Source organism: Streptomyces sp. NBC_01260 (assembly GCF_036226405.1).
Classification (GTDB): domain Bacteria; phylum Actinomycetota; class Actinomycetes; order Streptomycetales; family Streptomycetaceae; genus Streptomyces; species Streptomyces laculatispora.
Genome location: NZ_CP108464.1, coordinates 8939658 through 8956471, shown reverse-complemented (window position 1 = coordinate 8956471; position 16814 = coordinate 8939658). Strand labels below are relative to the sequence as shown.

Sequence of the window (16814 nt, the reverse complement as noted above, 5' to 3'; positions counted from 1 at the left end):
ACAAGCCCCAGCTCCGAGTACGGTCCTTGCGCGTCCCGGTGTCACAGCTCTAGGACGTGTTTGAGATGTCGATCAAGGTCGTGAAACGATCTTCAGATGTCTCGTGGCGACCTGACGGATGCACAGTGGGAGCGGCTGGAAGCGGTGTTGCCGCTGATACCGAAGATGGGCCGACCTCCGAGGGATCGGCGGCAGGTCTTCGACGGGATCTGGTGGCGGGCCCGGACCGGCTCGCCTTGGCGGGACCTGCCCGAGCGATACGGCCCCTGGGAGACGGCGTATGCGGTGTTCCGGCGATGGCAGATCGACGAAACATGGGCCCGCGTCCTAAAGAAGTTGCAGGTCAAGGCAGACGCAGACGGGATCATCGAGTGGGAAGTCTCGGTCGACTCCACCGTCTGCCGGGCCCACCAGCACGCCGCCGGGGCCCGCAAAAGGGGGCTGACGATCCAGGCCGGACGCGTCCGAATGGCCTCGCGGCCGAGCCGGACGACCACGGCCTGGGACGCTCGCGCGGCGGACTGACTACCAAGATTCACCTCGCCGTCGATGCCTCTTTCCACGTCCTCGCAGCCGTCATCACTGCTGGCCAACGGGGCGACGCGCCCGCCTTCGTGCAGGTGATGGAGCGAATCCGTGTTCCCCGGGTCAGCGGTGGACGCCCCCGCACCCGGCCGGAACATGTGCTTGCCGACCGGGCGTACTCCTCCCGTCAGATTCGCTCCTACCTGCGCAAACGCGGGATCGCGCACACCATCCCGGAGAAGCGGGACCAGGCCGGACACCGGCTCCGCCGCGGTTCTGCCGGCGGCCGTCCTCCCGGCTTCGACCGCGAAATGTACAAACGCAGGCACAAAGTCGAGTGCCGGATCGGCCTTCTGAAGCAGGCGAGAGGCGTCGCGACCAGATACGACAAGCTCGCTGTCCGCTACGAGTCGACCGTTCAGCTCACCCTCATACGGCAGACGCTGTGACCACATCTCAAACACGTCCTAGCCGTGTCTCCACCACCAAGACGGTCCGGTCCGGCAATCTGTGTGCATGACCGACGTCTTTGAGCACGCCCCGCAGGTCTGGAACGCCGCGCAGCTCCGCGACGCACTGAAGGACCTGCCTGACGACGCACCCATCCATATCGGCATGGCAGGCGACCCCGGCGACTTCGACGGGTACCGCCCCGGTGTGCTCGTGGACGCGCATCAGGTCGAGAACTGGTGGCCGGCCACCAATGCCGCTCCGGAGCGAACGGAGACAGAGAAGGCCCTGACACTGTTCGCGGACTGGGAGCCGGGCGCCTACGACCGTCTGGACTGAGCTGAGCCGCTGTCCGCAATGGGCGGGCATCGCATCGACGAAGTCGCGGATGCCGCGGTGCAACTGCCGGCATGTCGGCTGGTTCTCTACACCTCGGGGGCGAGGTTCGGGCCCGCGGCGGTGTCATCGTTCTGCGGCCGCGGGTTGCAGCGGTCCCATTCCCTGCCCGCCGCCATCATCGCCATCGCAGCGATCGACGCCGTCGTCGTCGCAGGGAAGACCACCGCCCTCCTCCACGTCGGGCGTGCCTGCCACCTCGCCCACACCCGCAATAACCCGCCCCCGACCGGACCAGCGCACGCCGCGGTACCCGTCGCGTACGTCCTCGTGCCGCCCGGCGCCACCGCGAAAACCCTCATCACCGAGTTCGCCCGCTACCTCGGCATCCCCACCACCACCCGCATGACCCAGACCCAGATCACCGACGCCGTCTGCCACACCTACACCCAAGCTGGTATCCAACTCGTCCTCATCGTCGAAATCCACCGCCTCAACCCCCGCACCACCACCGGCGCCCAAACCGCCGACCTGATCAAAGACCTCACCGAACGCCTGCCCGCGACCTTCGTCTACGCCGGCATCAACGTCACCGACACACCCCTGTTCACCGGCGTGAGAGGCGCCCAGCTCGCCGGACGCGCCACCCTGGTCGACTGCGGGCCCCTCCACGCCCGCCACGGCACCCGCCAACCGTTCCGCAACGTCATCACCGACATCGAAAACAACCTCGACCTCCAACAGCACAAACCCGGCACACTCCCCCGCCACGCCCCCTACCTCCACCAGCGCACCGTCGGCCGCATCGGATCCCTCACCCGACTCATCCGCCAAGCCGCCATCACCGACGGCACCGAACGCATCACCAAAACCACACTCGAGACCATCCGCCTCGATCACCTCGCGGAACCCCACCACCGCCCCCGCGCCCGAGACCGCTAACCCCACCCGTCCACATAGGTCTGCCAGAGCCCCCTGGCCTGCCCCGGGCCGCCTTGGGTTTGTCACCACCTTCCCGCGATGTGCCCGTGGGCTTCACGGACTCTCTTTGTGGTCGCCGTCTTCATGGTCCGGTACACGAACAAGACGCAGGAGTGCTACCAGCCCGACAGGTTCCACCAGTACACGCGGTGCGTCCGCCAACACCTCAACGGAAACTGATCGGCCTTCCCTCACCGGTGAACCGGCTGCCCACCCTCCTCGACAAGGACGAGCACCACCGTGCGAAACAGAAACACCCGCATAGCCCCCTACTCGCCGCCGGCCTCGCGACGGCCGCCCTTTCGGCGCTGACCTTCGCCGCTTCCAAGGCATCCGACGCCTCCACCGCCAAGGACCCCCTGCGGAAGTACACGCAGCAGAAGCTCCAGTGGAAACGCTGCGAGCGAAGGGCCCCGACACCTTTCAGTGCGCGACACTCAAGATGCCGCTGGACTACAGCGACCCCGGCGGCAAGACGATCGGCCTCGCGATATCCCGGCTGACGGCGGGCAGCACGAAGGAACGTCGCGGCGTTCTGCTGCTCAACCCGGGCGGCCCCGGCGCACCGGGACTGCATCTGCCTGCCGACCCGCTCATGAAGTTCCCCGCGGAAGTGAAGCGGCGGTACGACCTCGTCGGCTTCGACCTGAGGGGCGCCGGGCAGAGCTCTCCCGTCAGCTGCGGTCTGACCGCCGAGGAACAGTCCGACCAGCCGTACAAGGCCGGGACCTTCGCGAAGGGCGCGGACCGGGTACGTACGGTCGCCGGGAAGTGCCGGGCCAAGGCCGGTGACAAGCTGCCGCAGCTCACCACCCGCAACAGCGCCCGTGACATGGACGTCATCCGCGCCGCGCTGGGCCAGAAGAGGATCTCCTACCTGGGGATCTCCTACGGCACCTACCTCGGCGCCGTCTACATGCAGCTGTTTCCCCAGCGCGCCGACCGGATCGTCCTGGACAGTGCGACCGACCCCACGCGGATCTACCGGGGGATGTTCCAGGACATGGCGAAGGCGGCCGAGCGGGCTTTCACGCGATGGACCGAATGGACCGCCCGGCGGCACACGACGTACGGACTGGGCGACACCCCGGCCAAGGTCCGCCAGACCTTCTGGAACCTGATCGCGCGGGCGGACCGCGAGCCCCTTCCTTTCGACGGGCAGACCCTCGCCGGTGAAGGCATCCGCGCCGACAATCGCACCTGGTCGCACGTGCCCGAACGGTACCGCCGCGACACGGCCCGGCATCCGCTGTGCGGCGACTTCGCGGCCACCATCACCCCATGTGCCTTCTGGAAGCAGGGAAACGAGCCGCAGACCACGATTGACAACAAAGTCGGTGCACTGATCACACAGAACGAGTGGGACTCCCAGACGCCCCTCTTCGCAGGCCAGGCCATGCACCGGGCCCTGCGCGGCTCCCGGATGCTCACCGTCGCCGACGGGCGAGGGACACGGCGTCCTCTACGCGCCCGACGGCAATCCCTGCGCAGACAAGGCCGCCACGGTCTACCTGAACACGGGCAGGCTCCACGCCAAGGACCTGACCTGCCGGGCTACGACCGGGCAGAAGTAGCAACCCCGCACGCAATACCCCCGGGCTCCCCGGGAACGCACGACCGCCTCTGACTCTGAACGGTCCAAGGCGCGGCTGCGTCCACGGACGTGGTGTACGGATTCGTTGACGAGGCTGTCGGGACCGGAGTGATCGAGCAGGGCTGGGGTGACCATACGGGTGCCCTGTTCCCGTGCGGCGGCGATGAGGTCGGCGGACGAATAGCCAGAGTCGAGGTAGTGCTCGGCGGGCCTGATGCCGTGCTCGGCCAGGCGTTGTTGGACCGGGGCGGTCGCGCCCAGCACCATCGATCCCAGGCGACCAACCGGGCCGAGAACTCCCATCAGCCGACCCGGCAGCGTGAACGAGCGATGAAGGGCTTCCGCTCCATCGGTGGAGCGCAGCGGTTCCTGTCGGCGTTTCAGTGGCATCTCACCGCACCTCCGACCCCGCCGCCACCTGATGACCGCACCCCAACGCCGCGCCGAGATGACCGTCCGCTTCGCCATCTGGGAGCAGATCACCGGCGCCACCGGCCGGCCTACCGCGGCCTGAGCCCAGGCCGGCACCCGGCCCCGCCACGCCTCGACGCACCGTCAGAGACCCGCATACCCAACAACGTGACAACGCCCACGACCGGCTGCGCGACAGTTGCCGTGGAAGACCTGCACGTGGCGGGCATGACCCGCTCAGCCCGCGCACCATCGAAGCGCGCGGGAAGAAGGTCCGACAGAAAGCTGGCCTCAACCGGGCCATCCTGGATTCCGCCCCCCGGCGAGTTGCGCCGTCAGCTCACCTACAAAGCTTCCTGGTACGGCTCCCAGCTCGCCGACCGGGTATTCCACTGCGCCGTCTGCGGCCTGGCGATGGATCGGGACCTGAACGCCGCCTGAAACATCAAACGGCACGCCGTCGTCGCTGACGCACACCCCGTTCCACCCGTCTCCCTCGGTATGGGGGAGACGCAGAACGCCAGTGGAGTCCCCATCAGACTCCCGGCCTCTCGGGGCCGGAAGCAGGAGACAGCGAAACGGGAAGGCACCGGACCACCTGGCACGGTGTCACCTCGGCGGAGCAATTCGCCGACGTCCCCCAACTCGAGTGAAGAGCAGACAAGGCTGTTCTAACACTGCACGTCACGAAGGGTGCAGCCCGTACTCGCAGGGGACGACCCTGGCCGTCCTGGGTGGGGGTTGGTGAGGTGAGGTGCAGCCCGTACGCGCAGGGGACGACCGGTCTCTGACCTGCAGTGGTCCGGTGCTCCCCGAGCCCGGACAGATGCGCCACGTTGCACCCGAATGACATACGGGTGACTGCCGTCCCAGCCGATGCTCCGGCATCGGCGTTTCGTTATGCCCCGATATGACAGCTATGGAGTCCCTACGTACGTTCAATCACGGGTCCGCTGCTCAGCCGGCCTCACTCCGAGACAGGAGAAACGACATGACCGCACGTTCCACCGTCCTCACTGCCGCCATCACCGCCGCCGCGGCCCTGACCGCCACCGGCAGCACCTTCACCTCGGCCGCCACGAACGAGCCGCCCCAAGCCGCCCCGGTCGTCCAAAAGGCCGCAGCCCCAGCCCCAGCCCCCGCTAGGGCTCCCAAGGACAGAGGTGACGCCGGAAGGAGCAACGAAGGCCGGAGCGACAACGAAGGCCGAGGCGGCAACGACGAGGACCGCGGCAATCAGGGCCGAGGCAACGACGAAGGCGGCGGCGAGCGCGGAGGCGACCAGGACCGGGGTCACGGAGGCCGGGACGACGACGAGGGCAGGATTCACCTCAACGAGCGCACGTACTCCGCCTCCCCCGGCGGCTGCGTCAGCGTGGCCAGCGGCCTGGGCTCCACCAGCTTCAACATCTTCAACGACAGCCGGCGAACCGTCGAGGTCTTCAGCGGGGCGACCTGCGACAACGGCGCCCCCGTCGCCACCGTCGGCCCCCACGGTTCCACTGAAGGCGTGTTCCCGAACCGCGTCGAAGGGGGTGTGTTCGTCAGCAACGGAGTAGGGGGCAGCTTCCGAGTGATCGAGAACGACCACTACGACTACTGACCGGATCGCCCGCGCGACGTGACGTGGTACGCCGGCCCGCCGGAATCGGGCCGGCGTACCACACATACCGGCGCACCGGTGTGTGGTGCCGTTGCGGGGCACCGCCGTGTGAGATGACCCCCGCGGTGTGGACACACCTGACAATGAATCTTGTTGATCCTGGAAGGTGTAGATCTCTGTGGCACGGCTCTCGAAGTACAGTGCGGAGTTCCGGTCCGACGCGATCGCGCTGTGGCGGGCCTCGGCCGGCAGGCGAACGTTCAAGGATGTCGCGGTTGATCTGAACGTGGAACTGTAAAACGTTCGGTGTAACTCCCGATCAGGATGATGCGTCGATGACCAGTGACAACGTGACCAAGGTCGAGACCGTTGAGAGGTCTGAGGCGACGCCGTCGAAGTCTGTGGACGACCGGCTGATTGACTAGCTGGTGGGCCGGGCTCAGGCCGAGGGCCTTCAGCTGACCGGCGAGGGCGGACTGCTCCAGCAGCTGACCAAGCGGCTCCTGGAGTCGGCTCTCGAGGGTGAGATCACCGACCACGCCGGCTACGACGAGCACGATCCGGCCGGGAAGAACGACGGCAACTCGCGCAACGGCACCCGTGCCAGGACCGTGTTGACCGATGTCGGCCCGGTGGAGATAACCGTGCCCCGCGACCGTGAGGGCTCCTTCAACCGAAGATCGTCAAGAAGCGGCAGAAGCGTCTGTCCGGTGTGGACGAGATGGCCGTCTCGCTCACGGCGAAGGGTCTGACCACCGGCGAGGTACAGGCCCGCCTCGCCGAGGTCTACGGTGCCGACGGGTCCCGCCAGACCATCTCCACGATCACCGAGAAGGTCCTCGACGGCACGGCCGAATGGCAGAACCGGCCCCTGGACGCCGTCTACCCCATAGTCTTCATCACGCCATCCACGTGAAAATCCGCGACGGCGCGGTCGCCAACCGGCCCATTTATGTCGCCCTGGCCGTCACGGCCGAGGGCCGGCGCGACATCCTCGAGCTGTGGGCCGGCGACGGCGACGAGGGCGCCAAGCACTGGATGCACACTCTCACCGAGATCAAGAACCGCAGCGTCAACGACGACCTGATGCTGGTCTGCGACGGGCTCAGGAGCCTGCCCGACGAACTCCGGGCTCTTCATCGACAGTTCGCGGATCAGCTCCGCGAGCAGCGCGTCCTCCGGGTACCTGCCGACGGCTATGCGCAGGTTGCCCACCCCCGCGCGCGCCTTGCGTTTCCAGTCCGCGTACAGCTCCTGACAGTGCAGGTCCAGGAACAGCATCCGGCTCATGTTCGGGCGTCGCACCGGGTCATCCGGGTCTCGGAAGTCCAGGTGACCGGCCAGCAGGGCATGCCCGAGGGTGTTCCACGCCAGCACGTCCGTACGACGGCCGAGCACTATCGCCGGGACGCCATCGACGGCGAGAAGGAGCGCCGGCCGTTTCGCCCCACCCGCACCTCACCCGGGCTGGTCCGGTGTCCGCGACGGCACGCGGCCCTTGCCCACGGCTCCCCAGCCGACCCGCGACTTCGGCCCGGCTCGGCATGACCCCCTAAGGGCTTGCCGGGAATCAACACGTCGGTTTGATCTTGTTTTTGTCGAGGTCGAGGAATCTCGCGATGTCAGTCGGTGTGCGAAAGCGAGCGGTCGAGGCAGGGATGTGAATTCCGTGGGCTTCCAGGAGTGGGCGGACGTCTTTCGCCGCGCGGCTGATGGTCATGGCGGTGGTGTTGAAGAGCTGGCCCAGGAGGTCCATGGTCGCGAGTTTTCGCAGGTGGAGCACGGTGGCCAGGACCCGGTCGGCTGAGGTGAGCTTGGGTTTGGCTCCTGTGCCAGGGGCCACCAGGCGTTCGTGGCCTCTGCGGGTGCGGAGCACTTGCTCGCGTTGAATCTCCATCGCTGGAGTCAGCACGTCGATGAGTTCGTTGAGCTGCCGGCGGGTCATCCCGGTCAGTTCCGGGTCCTGTAACGAACGCTGCGTGAGGCGGGCCGGTCCGTCCGCCAGGGCCTCGTCCTGTGTGCTGGTGGTGGTCGTCGTGTCCTTCGGGCGCTGGGGGTGGAGGGTGTAGTTCCAGTCGCCGTGGAAGCGGTGGCGGGTGATGGGCAGGGCGGCGATCTCGTCGTCGCTGACGCGGATGCCGGTGGGGTACTCACCGCTGTCGAGTTCGGCCTGGACGGTGAGGCCGGTGCGGCTGGTGGTCGCAGCGATGGTCTGGAGCATGACTTCATGGCTGGTCAGGGGCCTGCCTCTCCAGTTCATGGTGATGTGGGAGAACAGTCGGTGCTCGATCTTGTTCCACTTCGAGGTGCCGGGCGGCAGGTGACACACCGTGATCTCAAGGCCGGTCTCGGCGGCGAGATCGGCGAGCTGGGTCTTCCAGCCCCGGGTGCGGTAGCCGTTGGAGCCGCCACCGTCAGCGGTGATCAGCAGCCGGCGGGCGCCGGGATAGTCGTGCCGGCCGACCGCCTGCCACCAGCGCCGGATCGAGGCGACGGCGAACGCCGCCGTGTCGTGGTCGGTGCCGATGCTGACCCAGCCGGTGTTCGCCGCCACGTCGTAGATTCCGTACGGAATGGCCTTCTCGGCCTGTCCGGGGAAGTCGTGCGTCTTGACCCTCACGGGACGGCCTGCCGGCTGCCACTCGTGCCCGGCGTTCCTGTAGTCGCCGATCAGCTCCTTCTTCTTGCTGTCCACGCTGATCACCGGGTCACCGGCGTCCCGGTGGCCTCGTGCCTGCTCGTTGAGGTAGCGGAACTGGGCATCCCTGTCGGGGTGCTGGGCACCTTCGATGGTCTTGGCGTTGGCCTGCAGGCTGAAGCCTTCCTCCCGCAGCAGGCCGGCGACGGTATCGGCGGAGACCCGGTGCCCCTGGCGGGTGAGCTCCGCCGCCAGCTTCCGGGTCGACTTCGTCGTCCAGCGCAGCGGCGACATCGGGTCGCCCCGCTCGTCGGGCTCGACCAGCGCCAGCAGTGCCGGCCGCAGCCCAGAGTCCAGCTCGGCCGCCTTCTTCCGCCCTCCGCCGGGATGGCGCACCCGCCCCAACGGGGCCTGACCGGAGTCCAGTTCAGCCGCCCCACGCGAGACCGTGGCCTCCCGGACCCCGGCCGCAGCGGCGACGATCCTGATCCCACCATGCCCCAGCGACAGTGCTTCCGCCCCTATGGCCAGCCGACGCTGACGCTCGTCCAGATGCGGCAACAGCACCTGGAACTTCGCCGCCAGAACGGACTCGATCCCCTCCGGTCTCCCCATACCAGACCAACGAGCCCCACAGCTGGAAGCCACGACTTGTTTCCCGGCAAGCCCTAAGGGCTTGCCGGGAATCAACACGTCGGTTTGATCTTGTTTTTGTCGAGGTCGAGGAATCTCGCGATGTCAGTCGGTGTGCGAAAGCGAGCGGTCGAGGCAGGGATGTGAATTCCGTGGGCTTCCAGGAGTGGGCGGACGTCTTTCGCCGCGCGGCTGATGGTCATGGCGGTGGTGTTGAAGAGCTGGCCCAGGAGGTCCATGGTCGCGAGTTTTCGCAGGTGGAGCACGGTGGCCAGGACCCGGTCGGCTGAGGTGAGCTTGGGTTTGGCTCCTGTGCCAGGGGCCACCAGGCGTTCGTGGCCTCTGCGGGTGCGGAGCACTTGCTCGCGTTGAATCTCCATCGCTGGAGTCAGCACGTCGATGAGTTCGTTGAGCTGCCGGCGGGTCATCCCGGTCAGTTCCGGGTCCTGTAACGAACGCTGCGTGAGGCGGGCCGGTCCGTCCGCCAGGGCCTCGTCCTGTGTGCTGGTGGTGGTCGTCGTGTCCTTCGGGCGCTGGGGGTGGAGGGTGTAGTTCCAGTCGCCGTGGAAGCGGTGGCGGGTGATGGGCAGGGCGGCGATCTCGTCGTCGCTGACGCGGATGCCGGTGGGGTACTCACCGCTGTCGAGTTCGGCCTGGACGGTGAGGCCGGTGCGGCTGGTGGTCGCAGCGATGGTCTGGAGCATGACTTCATGGCTGGTCAGGGGCCTGCCTCTCCAGTTCATGGTGATGTGGGAGAACAGTCGGTGCTCGATCTTGTTCCACTTCGAGGTGCCGGGCGGCAGGTGACACACCGTGATCTCAAGGCCGGTCTCGGCGGCGAGATCGGCGAGCTGGGTCTTCCAGCCCCGGGTGCGGTAGCCGTTGGAGCCGCCACCGTCAGCGGTGATCAGCAGCCGGCGGGCGCCGGGATAGTCGTGCCGGCCGACCGCCTGCCACCAGCGCCGGATCGAGGCGACGGCGAACGCCGCCGTGTCGTGGTCGGTGCCGATGCTGACCCAGCCGGTGTTCGCCGCCACGTCGTAGATTCCGTACGGAATGGCCTTCTCGGCCTGTCCGGGGAAGTCGTGCGTCTTGACCCTCACGGGACGGCCTGCCGGCTGCCACTCGTGCCCGGCGTTCCTGTAGTCGCCGATCAGCTCCTTCTTCTTGCTGTCCACGCTGATCACCGGGTCACCGGCGTCCCGGTGGCCTCGTGCCTGCTCGTTGAGGTAGCGGAACTGGGCATCCCTGTCGGGGTGCTGGGCACCTTCGATGGTCTTGGCGTTGGCCTGCAGGCTGAAGCCTTCCTCCCGCAGCAGGCCGGCGACGGTATCGGCGGAGACCCGGTGCCCCTGGCGGGTGAGCTCCGCCGCCAGCTTCCGGGTCGACTTCGTCGTCCAGCGCAGCGGCGACATCGGGTCGCCCCGCTCGTCGGGCTCGACCAGCGCCAGCAGTGCCGGCCGCAGCCCAGAGTCCAGCTCGGCCGCCTTCTTCCGCCCTCCGCCGGGATGGCGCACCCGCCCCAACGGGGCCTGACCGGAGTCCAGTTCAGCCGCCCCACGCGAGACCGTGGCCTCCCGGACCCCGGCCGCAGCGGCGACGATCCTGATCCCACCATGCCCCAGCGACAGTGCTTCCGCCCCTATGGCCAGCCGACGCTGACGCTCGTCCAGATGCGGCAACAGCACCTGGAACTTCGCCGCCAGAACGGACTCGATCCCCTCCGGTCTCCCCATACCAGACCAACGAGCCCCACAGCTGGAAGCCACGACTTGTTTCCCGGCAAGCCCTAAGAACTCCTAACGAAATGATCTTCGAGGTGATTGGATCGCTCCGGGACTGATGATCCGGGGGTGCGGGGTGGCTCGGCCAAAGCCGTGGGAAGTTGATGACGAGTTGTGGGCGGTGTTGGAGCCGCTGTTGCCCAAGGTTGAGCGCCGGACCCGGTACCCCGGGCGCAAGCGGCATCCGGACCGGCTCGTGTTCCAGGGCATCCTGTTCGTCCTGCACACCGGGATCGCATGGGAACACCTGCCGCAGGAACTCGGCTTCGGCTCCGGAATGACCTGCTGGCGCCGGCTGGCCGAGTGGACCGAGGCTGAGGTGTGGTCGCGACTGCACGAGGCCCTCCTCGCCAGGCTCCGCAGCGCGAACGCCCTGGACTTCTCCCGGGCGGCCGTCGACGGCTCCCATATCCGCGCGTTAAAGGGGGCTCCAAGACGGGACGAAGCCCTGTTGACCGGGGCAGGACGGGCAGCAAGCACCACCTGATCACCGACGCCACCGGCATCCCGCTCGCCGCCACCCTGACCGGCGGCAACCGCAACGATGTCACCCAGCTGATCCCACTCCTCCAGGCCGTACCGTCCGTGCGGGGCAAGCGTGGCCGGCCCCGGCGCCGCCCGGACGTGGTGCTGGGTGACCGCGGCTACGACCACGACAAGTACCGCCGCATGGTCTGGGACCTCGGCGTGAAGCCGGTGATCGCCCGGCGCGGCACCGAGCACGGCTCAGGACTGGGCACCCAACGCTGGGTAGTGGAGCGCGCATTCGCCCACCTGCACTGGTTCCGCCGGCTGCGGATCCGCTGGGAGATCCGCGACGACATCCACGAAGCCTTCCTCACCCTCGGATGCGCACTCATCTGCTGGCGGCGACTGCGCGCTCTGGTGACCGATGCCGTGGGCTAGCTATCTGCCGCTAGCCGGTTAAGGACTTCCCCGGGGGTGAAGCTCCAGCCGACCAGACGCGGCCCGCTCCAGTTGATGCCGATCACGAGTCCGTCCCTGGCGGCATCGGGCAGTACAAGATCGCACCAGGTGCCCAAGGGCATGGAATCGACGCGGAGCCCGTGCCCCCAGATCTTCGCCGCCCTCTGAGCCCGGGGCGAGGTCGACCAGAAGGGAAAACTTCGCGTGCCGTCCGCGGAGAGGTGAGTCGGACTTCCGTCGTCATGCCGGACAAGCCAGACCACTCTGTTTTCACGGACGTTTCGGAAGAATGCCGCCGCTTGCGAACCGCTCTGACTCATGGCCACCGAGCCTAGCGTTCCCCAAGACCCATTTCGTTAGGAGTTCTAAGGGCTTGCCGGGAAACAAGTCGTGGCTTCCAGCTGTGGGGCTCGTTGGTCTGGTATGGGGAGACCGGAGGGGATCGAGTCCGTTCTGGCGGCGAAGTTCCAGGTGCTGTTGCCGCATCTGGACGAGCGTCAGCGTCGGCTGGCCATAGGGGCGGAAGCACTGTCGCTGGGGCATGGTGGGATCAGGATCGTCGCCGCTGCGGCCGGGGTCCGGGAGGCCACGGTCTCGCGTGGGGCGGCTGAACTGGACTCCGGTCAGGCCCCGTTGGGGCGGGTGCGCCATCCCGGCGGAGGGCGGAAGAAGGCGGCCGAGCTGGACTCTGGGCTGCGGCCGGCACTGCTGGCGCTGGTCGAGCCCGACGAGCGGGGCGACCCGATGTCGCCGCTGCGCTGGACGACGAAGTCGACCCGGAAGCTGGCGGCGGAGCTCACCCGCCAGGGGCACCGGGTCTCCGCCGATACCGTCGCCGGCCTGCTGCGGGAGGAAGGCTTCAGCCTGCAGGCCAACGCCAAGACCATCGAAGGTGCCCAGCACCCCGACAGGGATGCCCAGTTCCGCTACCTCAACGAGCAGGCACGAGGCCACCGGGACGCCGGTGACCCGGTGATCAGCGTGGACAGCAAGAAGAAGGAGCTGATCGGCGACTACAGGAACGCCGGGCACGAGTGGCAGCCGGCAGGCCGTCCCGTGAGGGTCAAGACGCACGACTTCCCCGGACAGGCCGAGAAGGCCATTCCGTACGGAATCTACGACGTGGCGGCGAACACCGGCTGGGTCAGCATCGGCACCGACCACGACACGGCGGCGTTCGCCGTCGCCTCGATCCGGCGCTGGTGGCAGGCGGTCGGCCGGCACGACTATCCCGGCGCCCGCCGGCTGCTGATCACCGCTGACGGTGGCGGCTCCAACGGCTACCGCACCCGGGGCTGGAAGACCCAGCTCGCCGATCTCGCCGCCGAGACCGGCCTTGAGATCACGGTGTGTCACCTGCCGCCCGGCACCTCGAAGTGGAACAAGATCGAGCACCGACTGTTCTCCCACATCACCATGAACTGGAGAGGCAGGCCCCTGACCAGCCATGAAGTCATGCTCCAGACCATCGCTGCGACCACCAGCCGCACCGGCCTCACCGTCCAGGCCGAACTCGACAGCGGTGAGTACCCCACCGGCATCCGCGTCAGCGACGACGAGATCGCCGCCCTGCCCATCACCCGCCACCGCTTCCACGGCGACTGGAACTACACCCTCCACCCCCAGCGCCCGAAGGACACGACGACCACCACCAGCACACAGGACGAGGCCCTGGCGGACGGACCGGCCCGCCTCACGCAGCGTTCGTTACAGGACCCGGAACTGACCGGGATGACCCGCCGGCAGCTCAACGAACTCATCGACGTGCTGACTCCAGCGATGGAGATTCAACGCGAGCAAGTGCTCCGCACCCGCAGAGGCCACGAACGCCTGGTGGCCCCTGGCACAGGAGCCAAACCCAAGCTCACCTCAGCCGACCGGGTCCTGGCCACCGTGCTCCACCTGCGAAAACTCGCGACCATGGACCTCCTGGGCCAGCTCTTCAACACCACCGCCATGACCATCAGCCGCGCGGCGAAAGACGTCCGCCCACTCCTGGAAGCCCACGGAATTCACATCCCTGCCTCGACCGCTCGCTTTCGCACACCGACTGACATCGCGAGATTCCTCGACCTCGACAAAAACAAGATCAAACCGACGTGTTGATTCCCGGCAAGCCCTAAGCGCCGAATAATTCAGCGCTCGCACACGCCGACCTTCAGGACCGTCGCCGGCCCGGGACCGCCGATCCGCAGGAGGCGGCCGGGATCGCCGCGCTCTACGCGGCCCGGCCGAAGGAGCTCGACAAGGCGTAGGCCGATGCCCGGTAGGCAACGGGCAGGGGCCAGACGCTCGGGTGCGGCCGGCCGATCCGGGCCGGCTGCACCAGCAGCACCGCAGAGCGGTGCTCGGAGGCGAGCTGGGTGCTGTGCCAGAGCACAACGTCCCGCACGATGCCTGCGGCCTGCTCGTCCTCCCCGCCCTCCAGGTGTGAGAAGTCGAGGTCGGAACCCGCAAAGCCCGCCGCGGTGGCGGTGCCTCCGAGGGCGGCGAGCCAGATGAGGAGAGCGGCGAGACGGTGCCTGATGCACCAGCGGGCGATTGCGGCCAACGGGACGGAGGCCCTGCGGTTTCATGGACGTCCACCGGCGGACAGCGTGGTCGGCCGGTGGACGTCACATGACCTGAGACCGCCACTTTGACAGCAAAACATCCTTTGTCTGTTTCGTGTCCACGGTCACAGAATCTGGTCCGCTCCTTGCACAGGGTGCGCCGGGCGACCTCCCCGCGCAGGGGCGCCGGGCCCGTTCAGCCGGAGACGCTCTCCCGGCCGTTCTCGATGTGCCCCATGAGCCGCCGCCGGAATCCGTCCTCGCCGTCCGCCGTGACGTCGAGGTCGTACCAGCCGTGCGCGTCCGCCGCCGAGTGCACGACGGTACGGCTGCGCCCCGGCTTGACGGCGACCCGGCGCGTCCAGTCCCGCAGGTCGTCCTCGTCGACGTAGCCGAGCGGGCGCACGGTGAAGGTCAGCGTGCGGCGGCCGGTGTTGCGCAGCGTGAGGTGGAGGTCGCGCTCGCGGGCGTCGATCCGCGAGGAGACCTCGGCGCCGCCGTCGGCCGGTCCGGCGAACTCGCGCCGGAAGCCATTCGGACCGGTGACCGTGAACCGGTACGCCTCCCCCGCCGGCCGCACGGTCCAGTGCGCCGCGCCGTTCACGTCCCGGTGGAGCGGGGCCGGGACCTCGTCCGCGTACGGGTAGAGCGCGAAGTGCGCGCCGGCACGGCCGGTGTTGCGGAGCTCGACCCGCAGGCCGCCCGGCGAGCGGCGGACCTGCGCGTCCGGCTGGTAGGGCAGCGGCCTCGCCGGGCGCGCGCCGGGCTCCTGCTCGGGCAGCCGCTGGACGGACGGCGGCCTGGGCTGCCAGCGCCCGCCGAACGGAGGGATGGCGCCCGGCCGCTGGAGGGCGGGCCGCCGCCGGGCGCGGGTGAAGTCGAAGGCGGAGGTGAGGTCCCCGGTGGCGGTGCGCCGCCAGTCGCTGATGTTCGGCTCGCGCACGCCGGTCCAGCGCTCCAGGAAGCGGATCACCGAGGTGTGGTCGAAGACCTCCGAGCAGACGTATCCGCCGACCGTCCACGGGGAAACGACCAGCAGCGGCACCCGGATGCCGAGGCCGGTGGGACGGCCCTCCCAGCGCTCCTCGGCGACCTCGGGGGGCGCGACGGGCGGCGGTACGTGGTCGAAGAAGCCGTCGTTCTCGTCGTAGTTGATCAGGACGGCGGTGTGCCGCCACACGTCGGGGTTCCGGCCGAGGGCGTCGAGGATCTTGTAGACGACGGTGGCGCTGTGCACGGGCGAGGAGACGCTCGGATGCTCGGAGTCGATCGCCGAGGGCACCAGGTAGGAGACCTCGGGCAGGGTTCCGGCGGCGACGTCCTTGGCGAACTCGTCCGCCAGCGTCCCCGTCTCCACCCGCCGCAGTCCCCGCTCGAACAGGCTGCGCTCATGGCGGGTGAGCGTGACCACGCCCTCCTCCAGCAGCCCGAGCATCCGCTCCCGCTCCGCCGCGTCGTCCGTGTCCCGGACGGCGGCGTAGAACGCCTCCATGTACGTGTGGCCGCCGGTGCGGGCGAGCGCCTTGCGGGCAATCGCCTTGAAGGTGGCGTAGAACTCGATCTGATTGTCGGTGAAGTTCTCCCACTCGGTATACGTGCGCCAGCTGCGCCCGGCCTTCTCCAGCCGCTCGGCGTAGGTGGACCAGTCGTAGCCGGGGTGGGTCCCCTCGTCGTACGCGTCGTTGCCCACGGCCCGCTCGCCGTTCGCCTCGAAGCCCGTCTTCCCGCTCCACAGGTGGTTGCGGTTGGGGCTGGTCGAGGTGTGGACCGAGGAGTGGTAAGCGTCGCAGACGGTGAAGGTGTCGGCCAGTTCGTAGTGCAGCGGGATGTCGCGGCGGTCGTAGTACGCCATGGTGGCGGCCGTCTTCGCGCTGATCCAGCCGTTCATCCAGCCCTCGCCCCACGCTTCGGCGCCGCCGTTCCAGGAGTGGTCGAGGGCGCCGATGTACTGGAGGTCCTTCTTCTGCTGCTCGGCCGCCCCGCGCACCGGGAACGGCAGCACGGTCGAGCCGAGCGGGCCGGGCTGCTCGAAGACGCTCTTGCCGGAGGGCAGCTCGATCGCGTTGCGGTCGGCGAAGCCGCGCACCCCGCGCAGGGTCCCGAAGTAGTGGTCGAAAGAACGGTTCTCCTGCATGAGGATCACCACGTGCCTGATCGACCCCAGCCCCTCGCCGGACCCCGTGCGGTCGGGCTGCGCGGCGATGGCCGCCTGGAGCGACGGCGGCAGGAACGATCCGGCCGCAGCGGCGCCGAGCGCTCCGCCGCCCAGGGCGAAGAGCCGTCGCCGTGACATGTCCGTGGTCAAGGAAGCCTCCCGGTTCCGGTGGTTACAGGCGGGAAACTAGCCAGGCCAGGTGGCGGTGGGAAGGACTGCGTACAG

At 68.3% G+C, this 16814-nt stretch carries 12 protein-coding genes and 3 pseudogenes; 9 read left to right on the top strand and 6 right to left on the bottom strand.

Annotated elements, in window-relative coordinates:
* The first annotated feature begins 96 nt into the window (after positions 1–96).
* From OG322_RS39870 to OG322_RS39835, 7 genes and pseudogenes are all read left to right on the top strand, one after another.
* A protein-coding gene (locus OG322_RS39870) for an IS5 family transposase (protein WP_370375188.1) occupies positions 97–974 on the top strand; the annotation gives its coding sequence in 2 pieces (ribosomal slippage) (positions 97–442 and positions 442–974; 879 coding nt in all).
* Between the two features lie 67 nt (positions 975–1041).
* Positions 1042–1314: a DUF6225 family protein gene (locus OG322_RS39865; RefSeq protein WP_123465927.1), complete on the top strand. Its 273-nt coding sequence runs from the start codon at positions 1042–1044 to the stop codon at positions 1312–1314.
* Positions 1315–1332: 18 nt separating this feature from the next.
* Positions 1333–2253, top strand: a complete 921-nt coding sequence (locus tag OG322_RS39860) for a TniB family NTP-binding protein (protein WP_329305892.1) — start codon at positions 1333–1335, stop codon at positions 2251–2253.
* Between the two features lie 427 nt (positions 2254–2680).
* A complete protein-coding gene (locus OG322_RS39855; protein ID WP_443066514.1) occupies positions 2681–3919 on the top strand; it encodes an alpha/beta fold hydrolase in 1239 nt (412 codons plus the stop codon).
* Between the two features lie 246 nt (positions 3920–4165).
* A pseudogene (locus OG322_RS41850) lies at positions 4166–4400 on the top strand (IS6 family transposase); the annotation flags it as partial.
* A gap of 888 nt (positions 4401–5288) precedes the next feature.
* Complete coding sequence (locus OG322_RS39840) at positions 5289–5900, top strand: hypothetical protein (RefSeq protein WP_123465917.1); 612 nt, start codon at positions 5289–5291, stop codon at positions 5898–5900.
* A 425-nt stretch (positions 5901–6325) separates the two neighbouring features.
* Positions 6326–7022, top strand: a pseudogene (locus tag OG322_RS39835) (IS256 family transposase); the annotation flags it as partial.
* Positions 7023–7049: 27 nt separating this feature from the next.
* Here OG322_RS39835 and OG322_RS39830 read toward each other — a convergent pair.
* The 3 genes and pseudogenes from OG322_RS39830 to OG322_RS39820 form a co-directional block, all read right to left on the bottom strand.
* A pseudogene (locus OG322_RS39830) lies at positions 7050–7277 on the bottom strand (MmyB family transcriptional regulator); the annotation flags it as partial.
* Positions 7278–7470: 193 nt separating this feature from the next.
* Entirely contained in the window at positions 7471–9153 is a 1683-nt protein-coding gene (locus OG322_RS39825) for an ISAzo13 family transposase (RefSeq protein WP_266411580.1), read from the bottom strand.
* Positions 9154–9224: 71 nt separating this feature from the next.
* Positions 9225–10907, bottom strand: a complete 1683-nt coding sequence (locus OG322_RS39820; RefSeq protein ID WP_266411580.1) for an ISAzo13 family transposase — start codon at positions 10905–10907, stop codon at positions 9225–9227.
* Between the two features lie 106 nt (positions 10908–11013).
* Here OG322_RS39820 and OG322_RS39815 point away from each other — a divergent pair.
* Positions 11014–11861, top strand: a protein-coding gene (locus OG322_RS39815) for an IS5 family transposase (RefSeq protein ID WP_260147306.1) whose coding sequence is annotated in 2 segments (ribosomal slippage) — positions 11014–11377 and positions 11377–11861 — 849 coding nt in all. Because the reading frame shifts where the segments join, the coding sequence is not laid out codon by codon here.
* Here the strand turns inward: OG322_RS39815 and OG322_RS39810 are convergent.
* The gene (locus OG322_RS39810; protein ID WP_123467438.1) at positions 11858–12202 is read right to left on the bottom strand and encodes a DUF2750 domain-containing protein; all 345 of its coding nucleotides are present in this window, start codon (positions 12200–12202) and stop codon (positions 11858–11860) included. The genes OG322_RS39815 and OG322_RS39810 overlap by 4 nt on opposite strands.
* A gap of 103 nt (positions 12203–12305) precedes the next feature.
* Between OG322_RS39810 and OG322_RS39805 the strand changes: the two genes are divergently transcribed.
* Complete coding sequence (locus OG322_RS39805; RefSeq protein ID WP_266411580.1) at positions 12306–13988, top strand: ISAzo13 family transposase; 1683 nt, start codon at positions 12306–12308, stop codon at positions 13986–13988.
* Between the two features lie 112 nt (positions 13989–14100).
* On the opposite strand, the gene OG322_RS39800 is transcribed toward OG322_RS39805, so the two are convergent.
* Both OG322_RS39800 and OG322_RS39795 read right to left on the bottom strand, forming a co-directional pair.
* The gene (locus tag OG322_RS39800) at positions 14101–14433 is read right to left on the bottom strand and encodes a hypothetical protein (protein WP_123465913.1); all 333 of its coding nucleotides are present in this window, start codon (positions 14431–14433) and stop codon (positions 14101–14103) included.
* Between the two features lie 197 nt (positions 14434–14630).
* Positions 14631–16739 (bottom strand): phosphocholine-specific phospholipase C, encoded by a 2109-nt coding sequence (locus OG322_RS39795; protein ID WP_124286046.1) that lies wholly within the window; start codon positions 16737–16739, stop codon positions 14631–14633.
* Positions 16740–16814 lie beyond the last annotated feature (75 nt).